Below are 12,090 nucleotides of genomic sequence, written 5' to 3' on the forward strand. Positions count from 1 at the left end.
CCAGACCGCTCTGCCCAGGTTGCGTCCTGCAGCTATTGGGGTGCCACCCCCAATGCCGGGCCCAGTGAGCGCAGGAGGCACCGTGCTGAAAGAAGGCAGAGGATCTTGATCTCGCACACTCACTCGGCAGCGGGGAGCGGAAGAAACGCAGGCCCTTTGTGTGGGGTGTCAGGAGGTGCGCGCCAGCATTTCTGGTGCGAGGGTGTGACGCAGCACCGCTTCGCGCGGACGAGCATCTCGGAGATGCGATTCGGTTTCTATTCGACGCTGCGCGTTGGCATCAGATAACTCTCAGTCCCAGAGGAGGAAGACGATCCGTTCGTTGCCAGAGATTTCGGGGACCTCACAGTAGTCAAGTAAGGAACTATCGTCGGACTCGAAGATGCCATCGCTGCACAGCCATGTCACATTGATTCGATCTTCCAGGTCCGCCGCCGGAGCTGTCGTCGTGATGAGGATCGCTTCAGCGGCCACGTCCCCGTCGGGCTCGTCCAACTCGACATCCGGGTGAAGCCCGACCCTTACCCACACCACGTCGGCATCCTGCGACAGGAGACGAAGCCGCGCCGCAATGTCGACGAGCGTTGGGCCCCGGTTACCCCACTGATTTGGGGCGAGGGATTCTTCATCGACGTTGCCATCGAAGAATTCGCCCACGCCCCGGCGGCGGTGTCTGCGATGCTCGATGGCCCGAACCTCGTGCCTGCCGCGGGCTGGTTCCGATGCTCGCGGTATGCCTACGCGCACTTCCCAGTGCAGGTTGACGTGGGGCGCGCAGATTGACGTGGATGGCGGGGCGCCCCGCCGGGTGAGCGAGCGGAGCGAATGCTCGGAGAGAAACGCATCGCGTTTTCTCGCGTTCGCTGCTGGGGTCACTGCCCCAGAGCGAGTCGAAACCCGCGTGCGGCTGGGCGTCGGGCAGGGTGGATTCGTGAAGAAGCTATTTATACGGCATGATTTTGCTGCGGGGGGAATGGTCCGCAACAGGCACGCTCGTGCATGTTTATGGTGAGTGGTTTCAAAGGGGAATCATCAAACTGTTGTGGAATTTGGAAATTTTTTTGAATACGCGTTTTATTTTCGACAGTGCATTGTCTAGGTACTGGTGCCAAAGGGGTGGGCGGGAGCAATGCTCCCCAAGCGCCCCGGGCTTAAGGGCACGTGGATGGAACACGATCGTGTCATCCCTGAAGTACAACGAAGGCAGGAACTAGATAATGCGACCAAGCTTGGGGGCTCGTTTGAAAATCGACTTAACAGGGAAGCGACGACGTCCGTTTACGCTCGCTCTTCGGCGGGGGGTGGCTCTCGCAGCTACCGCAACACTGGTGGGGGCGGATCGCTGCTCGCGGTCGCCGCACCGGCCATTGCCGGTACCGCGGTCACGAACGTTGACGTGACGGTGCTGAGTGACGGCAGCGCGCCGTTTGATAACGACAATGATCCGGGCCACGACACCGGCCCGAACAACGGGATTGTGCGTGCGCAAGACAGGATCACCTGGAACGTTGTCGGCTCGGAAGCAGCGTCAGGATCTTCCGTGTACACGATGACGCTGCCCGCGGGCATGGTGTTTGACGCGTCGTCCGCGGCCGCCACGAACTGTACCGGACCGACGGCAGGTAACATCAACGCTGCCGGTAACGTGCTGACGTGTGATCGTGTGATGGCCGGTGGCCCCGCAGCGCTCACGATCTCGGCGCGAGTCGGATCGGTCGCCCACGGCACCGATATCGCATTGAAGGTCGACGTTGACGGGCTGAGCAAAACCTCGACCACGGTGAAGGTCTCGGCAACACCGAAGACCGAGCTTTCCGTATACGGGTCGATCCCTACTCTCGGCTACACCCTCGACGGTGCGCGTGGGGTTCGCCTCAACTTGGCAGTCTATTTGGGGGCAACAAAGGACCCAGCCAACCCCTCCTTCTTTGGCTATGAAGCCCTCCAATCGCCCTTCAGTTTCACCGTTGATGTCCCGGCTGGAGTGATTCCTGATACACAAACTGTTGTCGCTGGCGCAGGCACGATAACGCCCTCCCAGCCTGGTGGAGCAGGTACGCCAATCACCTACACAGTGACCGGCGCAACTACCAACTTCCTCAACGCCGGAACTCTCACGGGAATGCCTGCAACGATGGCCGGCGGCAATGCCTACCAAATCTACACTTTCCTACCTTACGAAGGATATATTGCACCGGGGGCGACCGTGCAATTACGGCAGCAAGTTTCGGGCTTTGACCCGGACTCGCTTTCCGGTCAGTCAAACTTTGGTGCCGGGTTCGCACCCGGCCAAGAGCCCAGCGCTGCATGTCAGAATCCCGCTGCTGGAGTTCAACTCAACTGCACTCAATCGCCCGCGACTCGTGTGGCCGGCGTGTCACTCGCGCCAACACTGGGTGCCTCTTGGAGCTCAAGTTCCTCATTTATGTTTGGTGACTTCCACGGGCAGGTTGAGGCCGGTGGGCTGCAGAATAAGGCAGCTGTTCCTGGTCAGAACTTCATGGCCGTAAACGGGTTGTTTAACGCTGGCTCGGCCGAGGATGCCGCGAACGGGGCTTACGGCTCGATGGCTTGGGACCCGACTCTCATGAACCTCGTCGGTAAGCCGACCCTTCGTTTTGCGCCGTCGGGTGCGGCCACCAGCCTCTATGCGCCCGGTTCCGGAACCGCTTTGGATGAAAATGACTACGTCGTCGAATACACGGATTTCGTGTTCGTAGACGACGCAGATCGCAAGGCTCGAGACTCGTTCACAGACCCGGCGATGTCTTGGGTGAATGACGCCGCTCAGCTTCCCGGCGGAATGGCGGCAGTAACCAGTGTGCGGGTGAAGTACCTGAAACCGCTTGCTCCCAACTCCACGATTGCGCTCGTTACACCACTGCAGCGCACTCTGGCTTCGGCGGGGCTCGCAACTGGTACCAGGATGCCTTGGTTCTGGCAGTACGGATCAGCGTCCAGTACCGTCGTGAAATCAGTCTACAGCGGCAGCGGAACGACTAGCTCCGGCGGCAACGTCCAGGCATCTGACGCTCTCGTGCGAGCCGAGGTGGCGTGGCAGAAGGTGGAGGGTGAAACCTATGCTGCGGGCAACGCGCAGCGTGGTGATCTGGTGAACCTGAAGATCACGCCCATCGTGATCGGCCCGGTCGGCAATGCAACGACGGCGGCTGCGGATACCAAGGTGACCGTGACGATGCCGAACGCGTGCTACGAGCCCGTCGCGAGTGTGTTGCCGGCAAACGCGCAGCTCACCCCCGGTGTTCCGGGTGCGAACTGCGCCACGGGAACCCCCGCAACGATTGTGTACACCCTGGGTAATCTGAACGCTGCAGGTGGAGACGCTGGCCCTGCCCCGTATCAGGGTCACGCGACGTTCCTGAACGCCCTCCAGGTCACGGTGAAGGTGTCGCTCGACACTCCCCCGCGACTGTGGCGGCGACGGTCGTGATCGATTCCCCGTCTGACGGGTCGGTGGTCTCGTACGAGGGCAACACTCAGGCGTCCGCGACGGCGAAGGCTCAGGACAAGACCTACTTGCCGCAGTTGGTCACCGCGGGTGCGGCGGTGTTTAAGAATCAGAAGATCGCTTCGACCGCAACCCCAGGCTATGTTGGCCCGGGTGAGGAGATGGCATACACGATCTCGTTCGCGAACGCGTCGATCAAGAACTTCACCTCGGCACAGTTTGTTGATGTGTTGCCGTTTGATGGTGACAATCGCGGATCGACAGGGTTTGGCGGTTCAAAGGTCGAGCTGAAGTCTGTTTCGGCGTCGATGGCGGCTCCCTCGGTCGCGCCTGTCACGATCGAGTACACGACTGATCCTGCGGTGCAGGTGCAGACCGCCGTGGCGACGGCCGGTAACGAGAACGCTGCGACCGGGGTCTCCTGGACCGCGACCGCTCCCGCGAACCTGAAGACCGTGACCGCGCTCAGGTTCACAGTTGAGGGCGGGATGCCGATCGGCGCTTCGGGTTCGGCGCTGGTGAAGGTATCGGCTCCGTCGCTCGCGCTTGACGGCAAGGTGAACAACACCATCTCGTCGTGGTTGATCGCTGAGACCGGCGGCGACCTGAAGTCGTCCGCGGCTTCGTCGAGCCCGCTCAAGTCCTCCGCAGTGAACATCAGCGGCAAGGTGTACCGTGACCTGAACTTCGACGGTTCAGTGTCTGCCGGTGACAGCACCTGGCCTGCAACCACGGCCGGTCTTGAACTCGTGGCTCCTGACGGCACGGTGGTCACGACGACCGATATCGCCGCTGATGGCACGTACCAGTTCCCGCTCGTGGGGGCAGACACCTACCAGGTGCGGCTCAAGACCCCGACGGGTTGGAAGAAGCTCGCCGGTTCCATCGTGACCGAGCCCGGGCAGACATATCAGAGTCCTGCGACGGATGTGTTGTATCAGGAAGAGGTTGCTGACCCGATCCTGGTCGATAAGACCGCCGCAGCAGGCATGACGGCCTCAACCCCGGTGTTGATTGATGTGGCCGCGGGTGACACACTCGCGTATCCGGTGACCGCGGGCAGTATCGCGATGGCCGGGACTACGGCAGCGAACACCATTGCGGTGGAGTCGCAGCCCACACACGGTACCGCTCAGGTACAGCTTGCTACGTCGGGTCTGTCAAAGATCCAGTACACCGCCCCTGCTACCTGGCCTGCCGAGTATGCGGACCAGGCATCGTTTGTGGATTCCTTCACGTATTCGTGGACGAACGTGCTCGGTGTGAAGAAGACCGCGACGGTTGAGGTGACGGTGTACAAGCCGATCACGGTGACCTTTGCAACGCCTGAGGCTGCGTCGAAGACGATCGGTGAGAAAGCGACCGCGACCTACACGCCGACCCTGACCACCGATAGTGGCTTGAAGTCCGCCACGGTGACCACCGCCCCGGAAAGGGGGAGGTGGCGGTGAATCAGACCACGGGTGAGGTGACGTTCAACGCTGCTGGCGGGACGGAAGCGACGCCTGGCACGTACACGTTCACGGTCTCCTACACCGACAACCTGAACCAGGTCACGACGCAGGAATACACGGCGATCGTGTTGGCGAAACCCGTCGCGACGGGGAACTCTGCGACCGTGGGGCTGGGTGTGACACACACCTTCCCGAAGAACGTCACTCCTGCCGGGCTTGCGTCTGCGGGTGTGATCGGTGGCACGAACGCGGACATGGCGTCGATTGATGCGAATGGTGACATTGAGTTCGCAGGTTCTGCGTCTGCTGGCACCTACTCGTTCACCGTGACGTATACGGATGCGGTGGGCCAGTTCGCAACTGCCGCGTATTCGGTGACGGTGCAGGGCGAGCTCATGATTGATGTGAAGTCGTCGATGACGATTGGTGAGGGTGGTACGGCAACGTTTACCCCGATCATTGATGATGTGGCGAACCTGAAGTCCGCGACGGCATCCGCGATATCGCCTGCGGGTGGCGCGGTGACGGTTGATCAGGCCACGGGTGAGGTGGTGTTCGAAGCGGGTACTGCTGATCCGGGCACGTATACCTTCGATGTCACTTATATTGATGATCTCGATCAGGAGACCACGGTCACGTATACGGTGACGGTCCAGGCCGCACCGATCTCGAAGGGCGACATCACCGAGACCGTTGAACTGGGCACCGAAAGCGTGACCATCGACGTGCTCGGCGTGGTCACCGGCACCAACCTGCAGCCGTTGACCGATGCGAGCTTCACCCAGCCCGCCCACGGCACAGTTGCGCTCAACGCTGACGGCATGGTGGTCTACACGCCAGAGCCCGGGTTCGTGGGTACCGTGTCGTTCGCGACGACCGTGGTGGATGATCTCGGTCAGTCCGTGGTCGTGAACACCACGATCACCGTGCTGCCGGCACCCCCGACCGACACCGGTGACGGGAACGCGGTTGTCGACGGTGGAAAGGGTGGCCTCAATATTGGTGGCCTCTCTGTCACCGGTGGCACGATCGGGCTGAGCGCCGCCATCGCGGCTGTGCTGCTCGGGCTTGGAGCCGGGATCCTGATCCTGCGCCGCAAGCGCCGCGAAGTTGAAGAGGCGTAGGTAGCCTCGCACAGATAAGCCACCCCGCGGTGTTCGTTGTTCCCCCAACGGCCACCGCGGGGTTCTGTGCGTTGCTGGTGGAGGGACCACTCAACCGGCGGCGCAAAGCGGGTTACACTGAGGGGATATGAGGATGGCGGTATGACTGCCTCGACAGGAAGACACATGGGGGAAACGACAGATGAATCTGGAGCGCCCGGAGCACCCGGCGAAACACCAGAACGAGTAGCCGCGATCCGGCGTGAGCGCGACCTGGAACTGCTTTCTGCCTACCGTTACGGCGACACCACCGCCGGGGAAAAGCTCTACACCCTCTACTACGATGATGCGCTGATCGCGGCCAAAGACGCCGTCACCGATCACGCCACCGCCGAAGACTTCGTCGCAGAGGCCTTCGCGAAGATATTCGAGCTCATCGACCGCGGCAAAGGCCCCACCGAAAACTTTCGCTACTACCTGCGGGCCACGATCCGCAGTATCGCGCTCAACTGGTACAGCGAACACAACCGCACCGAGAGCATCGCCGACTTCACGCTCTACGAGCCGCAACTTGCCGAACAGTCGGGGCAAGACGCCGAAGCCCACTCCGGTCTCGAAGAAGGCGAAGACGTCGAAATCGTTGACGCCTTCCAGCGGCTCCCCGAACGCTGGCGGCACATCATCTTTCTCCGCGTCGTCGAACAGCGCAGCAGCGCCGAAAGCGCCCAAGCCCTCGGGCTGAAAGCCGCCGCCGGAGTTGAACTCTACAAACGCGCCAGGGACGGGCTGCGCAAAGAATACCTGAGCGAAATCGCGTCCGCGCGCAGCGGATCAGGCTCAGCCGAATGTCAGGAGTTTGCCCCGGATCTCGCAAAACTCAGCGCCACCGGGAAATTGACTCGAGGCAAACAGCGCCTGCTCAACGCGCACATGGCGGGATGCGAGACGTGCAGCTCGACGCACCTGGAACTTGACAGTCTCGCGCAACGCTTCAACAAGAAGACCATCGCGCCCGCCCTCGCAGGCGTCGCCGCGAGCGTGGTGCTGCCCGGCCTCAGCAACGGCACCCGTGCCGCCGCACTTGCCGGGTTGCCGACGCTCGCCCCGTGGGCGTGGGCCGGACTCGCTGCGGGGGTCATCGCCCTCGCCGCCATCGGCGGGATCCTGATCGCGGGCGCTGCCGGGCGGGGAGACACCGGATCCCAGTCCGACAGGATCACCGTACAAGAGGGATCAGGCGCCGACGGCGCCGGGGGAGCGACATGCACGCTCGACTTCAAAACCGTCACATCAGGAGCCGTGCTCGCAAAACTCGTCACCACCAACACCGGCGGCGGCACCTGCGAAGTACGCGCCTGGCAGGGAGACACCGAGGTACTTGAGCCGTTCTCGGTGCGCGACACCCAGGTGACGATCCTCACCCGCCCGGGGCAATTGCGGGTCGAGTTGACGCTCGGCACACGCAGCGAGACCAAGACGTTCACGATCCCGAAGCGATAGCGTCCGCCGGCTCCGCCTACAGCCAGCCGCGCTCCGAAGCGAGATGCACCGCCTGCTGGCGACCCGGCACACCGAGCTTGCCGAGCACCGCCGAAAGGTGATTGCGCACCGTGCCGGGCGCGAGCGACAGCGCCCTCGCGATCTGCGCCGTCGTCTCCCCGCGCTGACCGGCCCGCAACACATCGAGTTCGCGATCGGTGAGCGGGCAGCGCTCCGCGGTCAGAGCATCGGCGGCGATCTCGGGATCGACGTAGCGCGCGCCTCCTGCAACCTGCCGAATAACGGCCGCCACCTCCGAGGCGTCACGTGACTTCGGCAAGAACCCCGCGACACCGACCCCGAGGGCCCGCCGCAGCACGCCGGGCCGGGCATGGCGTGTCACGATGATGCACCGGGCCGTGATCTCCCGCCGCAGGCGCTCCGCGACCTCAACGCCATCGTGGCCCGGCATATCAAGATCGAGCAGGCAGATATCCGGCTGCAGACGCAGCGCCTCGGTGACCGCCTCCTCGCCGTCCGCGCAACTCGCAATGATCTCGATGTCACCCTCGAGTGTCAAGAGCGCTGCGAGGGCGGAGCGGATCATGCCCTCATCGTCCGCGAGCAGTACCCGGATCTTGGTGGTCTCCTGCGCCGAGCTGCGATCCGTCGTGCGTTGATTCATCGAGCGTCCCCCGGGAGCACAACTGACACGGTGAAATCTTGCTTGCCGCGATCCACCTCGACCGAGCCTCCTGCCTCTTCAACGCGCCGCGCGATGCCGCGAAGCCCGGATCCTGCCGCTGATCCTGCTGCTGCCAGTGAAGCATCCCCAGCATCGTTGCTGATCGAATACCGCCACTCACCCCCAGCGTTGTTGAGACTCAGCCTCGCCCACGCGCCTCCGCCGTGACGAAGTACGTTGGTAGTGGTCTCGCGGATCACCGGGCCAAGCACGCCCGCGGGGGCGCCCTCGCAGTCGCCTACCACCGTCAATTTGACCTTCGCCCCCGCAGCTCTGAGCAGATCGGCCGCGTTCGCGATCTCGTCGCCGAGCGGCACCGACTGAAACTGGTGGGCGAGATCCCGAGTGCCCTGCTGCGCCGCCGTGACGCTCAAGCGCGCGGCCCGCAGTTGTTCAAGCGCGGCCTCAATATCGGTGGCGGCGAGGCGCTCCGTGAGCTCCAACTGCAGTGCGAGCACCTGCAGGTGGTGCCCCTGCAGATCGTGTACGTCGCCTGCGACCCTGAGGCGCTCCTGAGTCGCCGCCAATCTGGCCTCGGCCGCGCGAGCCCGGTCAAGATCAAGTACCACATCCCACCACCACAGCGATATCGCCGTGACCGTGGGGAGCAGAATCGCGAACGCGCTCCACAGCAGCCACTGCTGCATCGGCACCTGCTCGGATCCCGGCCATGATGTCGGCCCGGCCCCGATCTTGGCATCGACGACGGCCAGCACAGTGAGGATCGCCGTGAGCACCAAAACGACCCTGAGTCGGACCCCGAGGGCCAATCAAGGAGCGCGAGTGACTGGGCAAGCGGGGCGAGAGCCACCAGCCCCGAACCGGTCACCGATCCGGCGAGGAGGCCGAAGCCCGCAGCCATCGCGAGCGGTGCGATGAGTCCGGTCCAGCGAGTGCCTGAGACGCTGTCGCCCCTGCGGCGGTAGCGCGTCAGAAGGGGAAAGGTCGCGCCGAGCCAGACGAGGCCCCCGAGGAACACGACGAGGATCGGCAGTTCCGGCCCTGTGCCTGTGCCCGCGTTGCCGCCAAGCAGAACAGCGGTCCAGCTGATGATGAGCATGAGTTCGAACACGACGATCGCGCTCGCCGTGTACCACCAGGTCGCCGAGATGTTCTTCGTCAGACGCAGACTTGACGTGGGGGAGTGCGTCTCATCATGCGCGAGGGCCGCCGTCATGTTGCTCCTCTCTCGTTCGCGTGCTCGTTTTGGTTTTCGCCGTGCCCCTACAACCCTAGACGCATGACAAATGTCACTGCTCGCGTGTGCGAAATGCCCGCAAAGAGGTGACGGCCACTCACTTACGCCAGGGGTGCGCAGGCGATGAACTATAGATGTGCCAAACGGCAGCAATCACCATCACAGCAGTCACCATAACAACAAGGAGCAACACTATGACCCTTATCGATACCTTCCAGGATCTGCTCGGCCAGGTGCACGAACTGGTGCAGCCGCTCATCATAGGCGCGGCCGGCGCCGTGCCCTACGTCGAGGGACACGGAGGGGCGATTATCGGGCTGGCCGGGGGCATGAACGCGGTGGTTGCCACGGCCGCAGCGATCGTCGGCAACTTCATTTGCGTCGCCGTGCTCGTCATGCTGGGTTCGCGTGCGCGCGCCGCGGTGCTCGCTCGCGAGGGTGCGCGCGGTGATCTTGAGGTTCCCCGCAAGACACCATCGGCGCGTCGCCAAAAGTTTCAGCGCGCGTTCGAGCGCTACGGCGTGCCGGGCGTGAGCCTGCTGGGCCCGCTGCTGCTGCCGACGCAGGTCACCGCCACCATGCTGGCGGCATCAGGGGTTACTCGCTCCCGGATCCTGATCTGGCAGGCAGTCGCGATTGTTGGCTGGACCGTCATCACCGCAGCAGTCTTCAGCGGGATCCTGACCGCGGTCAGCTAACCGCCAGGGCCCACACCCGGGGCGTTACGACCCCGGGGTCACGACCGGGAAGGTGCCGGTCGGGGCCTCGCCCTCGTCGTACACCGTCGAGGGTGAGCCGATCAGCTTCGGATCAGGGGTGCCAACAACCGACTCGTCCTTGTCCGGGTAGTCGAAGCGCGAGAGCACCCAGCGCATCGCCTCCAGGCGCGCACGCTTCTTGTCGTTCGACTTGACGACGGTCCAGGGAGCGTGAGGGGTGTCCGTGTAGAAGAACATCGCCTCCTTCGCAGCCGTGTAGTCATCCCACTTGTCAAAACTTGCGAGGTCGGTCGGGGAGAGCTTCCACTGCTTGACGCGATCCTGCGATCGCGAAACGAAGCGCTCGCGCTGCTCCGCCTTGCCGACCGAGAACCAGAACTTGATGAGGTGGATGCCCGAGTTCACGAGCATGCGCTCGAACTCGGGAGCGGAACGCGTGAACTCCAGGTACTGCTGCGGCGTGCAATAGCCCATGACGCGCTCGACACCAGCGCGGTTGTACCAGGAACGGTCGAACAGCACGAGTTCGCCCGCCGCAGGCAGGTGCTGCACATAACGCTGGAAGAACCACTGCGTCTGTTCACGCTCCGTCGGAATCTCGAGCGCCACGACCCGCGCGCCACGAGGATTCATGTGCTCGGTGAACCGCTTGATCGCGCCACCCTTGCCCGCGGCGTCGCGGCCCTCAAACAGGATCACGATCCGCTCGCCCGACTCCTTCACCCACGCCTGCAACTTCAGCAGCTCGATCTGCAGCTTACGCTTCTGCTTCTCGTAGGACTTCCGTGAGATCTTCTCGGAATACGGGTATCCCTGGCGCCACGCGGCGTCGGGGCCGTTGTTGTCGTCGGGAGCGTCTTCGCGGAGGAGTTCACTGATCTCATCGATTTCGGGGGTGACGTCCACCTGACCCGGCTCTGCGAGTTCAAATTCTGGGGTGTTCGATGTCGGGGTGGGATCGTTGGTCATACGCGGCATCCTTCGCTGGGTGAATAGGCGGCAGTTTTCGGCGCGCGCCATTCTTCCTATTCTACGGATTTACATAGAGAAGCAGCGATTCGACTGGGCCAACCCTCCAAATCTGGGGGGGCGCTTGTCGCCCGGGATCCCGCTATCGCACCAGCCGCGCAATCGCTGCCGAAGCCTCCTGCAGTTTCGCGGCCGCAACCTCGCCGCCCTCTTCCGCCGCCGTCGCGACGCAGTGACTCAGGTGGTCGTCAAGCAGGACGAGCGCGACGCGTTCAAGCGCTTTCGTCGCCGCGGAAACCTGCGTCAAAATGTCGAGGCAGTATTGATCCTCCTCGACCATGCGATGCACGCCTCGAACCTGTCCCTCCGCCCGGCGCAGACGCTTCAGGAGGTCTTCTTTGTGCCCGACATAGCCGTGACCCTCGTGTGCCGTGACCGAGTCGCTTGTCTCACTCATGTCAGCACCATACACGCAGACGCGCGCTTTACAGCTGAATGGCTCCGATGACTTCACCGTACGGAGTCTCGCCGATCGGAACAAAGCCGATGTGGAGGAAGAACTCTTCCGGTCCATCTTCGCCGCGCTCCCACAGCACCGTGAGGCGATCCACCCCGCGGGCCCGGGCCTCTTCAATCAGCGCGTTCACCGCGAAGGTGCCGACACCCATGCCCTGCGCGTCGGCATCGACGTTTATGCGCCACAGTGCCGCACGGAATTCCTCCTGCGGAGCATCGGGGTCAAAGTTGCCGTGAATGAAGCCGACGACACGATCGTTTTCGAGCACCACGCGCTGCCAGGCGGTGTGCGCTGGGGTGACCGCCGCGGCGGCCGCGTAGGAGACCGGCGTGACGAACTGTTCCTGACCGGGCTTTAGGCCGAGCTTATTGACGGCGACGATGGTCGCGGCGGAGAGTTCTTCAAGTCGGAGAGTGCTCATGCTTCCAGGCTAACGT

11 protein-coding genes are annotated in these 12,090 nt (G+C 63.2%); 5 read left to right on the forward strand and 6 right to left on the reverse strand.

Annotated elements, in window-relative coordinates; genetic code table 11:
* Positions 1-291: 291 nt before the first annotated feature.
* On the reverse strand, positions 292-657 hold the full coding sequence (locus G7067_RS04395) for a hypothetical protein (RefSeq protein WP_166322282.1): 366 nt from the start codon (positions 655-657) through the stop codon (positions 292-294).
* A 508-nt stretch (positions 658-1,165) separates the two neighbouring features.
* Between G7067_RS04395 and G7067_RS04400 the strand changes: the two genes are divergently transcribed.
* From G7067_RS04400 to G7067_RS04415, 4 genes are all read left to right on the forward strand, one after another.
* Entirely contained in the window at positions 1,166-3,451 is a 2,286-nt protein-coding gene (locus G7067_RS04400) for a hypothetical protein (RefSeq protein ID WP_166322284.1), read from the forward strand.
* Positions 3,433-4,920, forward strand: coding sequence for a hypothetical protein (locus G7067_RS04405; RefSeq protein WP_166322286.1), 1,488 nt, complete (start codon positions 3,433-3,435; stop codon positions 4,918-4,920). Before G7067_RS04400 ends, G7067_RS04405 begins: the two co-directional genes overlap by 19 nt.
* Positions 4,917-6,047, forward strand: a complete 1,131-nt coding sequence (locus G7067_RS04410; protein WP_166322288.1) for an Ig-like domain-containing protein — start codon at positions 4,917-4,919, stop codon at positions 6,045-6,047. Before G7067_RS04405 ends, G7067_RS04410 begins: the two co-directional genes overlap by 4 nt.
* 165 nt (positions 6,048-6,212) lie before the next feature.
* Positions 6,213-7,526, forward strand: a complete 1,314-nt coding sequence (locus G7067_RS04415) for a sigma-70 family RNA polymerase sigma factor (protein ID WP_166322290.1) — start codon at positions 6,213-6,215, stop codon at positions 7,524-7,526.
* Between the two features lie 16 nt (positions 7,527-7,542).
* Here the strand turns inward: G7067_RS04415 and G7067_RS04420 are convergent, their stop codons facing one another.
* Both G7067_RS04420 and G7067_RS14090 read right to left on the reverse strand, forming a co-directional pair.
* A complete protein-coding gene (locus G7067_RS04420) occupies positions 7,543-8,190 on the reverse strand; it encodes a response regulator transcription factor (RefSeq protein WP_166322292.1) in 648 nt (215 codons plus the stop codon).
* Positions 8,187-8,987, reverse strand: coding sequence for a sensor histidine kinase (locus G7067_RS14090; RefSeq protein ID WP_244301251.1), 801 nt, complete (start codon positions 8,985-8,987; stop codon positions 8,187-8,189). The genes G7067_RS04420 and G7067_RS14090 overlap by 4 nt, the downstream gene beginning before the upstream one ends.
* 655 nt (positions 8,988-9,642) lie before the next feature.
* Between G7067_RS14090 and G7067_RS04430 the strand changes: the two genes are divergently transcribed.
* On the forward strand, positions 9,643-10,146 hold the full coding sequence (locus tag G7067_RS04430) for a small multidrug efflux protein (RefSeq protein WP_166322294.1): 504 nt from the start codon (positions 9,643-9,645) through the stop codon (positions 10,144-10,146).
* 24 nt (positions 10,147-10,170) lie between these two features.
* On the opposite strand, the gene ppk2 is transcribed toward G7067_RS04430, so the two are convergent.
* From ppk2 to G7067_RS04445, 3 genes are all read right to left on the reverse strand, one after another.
* A complete protein-coding gene (gene ppk2 / locus G7067_RS04435; protein WP_166322296.1) occupies positions 10,171-11,136 on the reverse strand; it encodes a polyphosphate kinase 2 in 966 nt (321 codons plus the stop codon).
* Positions 11,137-11,278: 142 nt separating this feature from the next.
* Positions 11,279-11,593 (reverse strand): metal-sensitive transcriptional regulator, encoded by a 315-nt coding sequence (locus tag G7067_RS04440; RefSeq protein WP_166322298.1) that lies wholly within the window; start codon positions 11,591-11,593, stop codon positions 11,279-11,281.
* Positions 11,594-11,621: 28 nt separating this feature from the next.
* A complete protein-coding gene (locus tag G7067_RS04445) occupies positions 11,622-12,074 on the reverse strand; it encodes a GNAT family N-acetyltransferase (protein WP_166322299.1) in 453 nt (150 codons plus the stop codon).
* Positions 12,075-12,090 lie beyond the last annotated feature (16 nt).

It is taken from the genome of Leucobacter insecticola, assembly GCF_011382965.1.
In the GTDB taxonomy this organism is placed as follows: domain Bacteria; phylum Actinomycetota; class Actinomycetes; order Actinomycetales; family Microbacteriaceae; genus Leucobacter; species Leucobacter insecticola.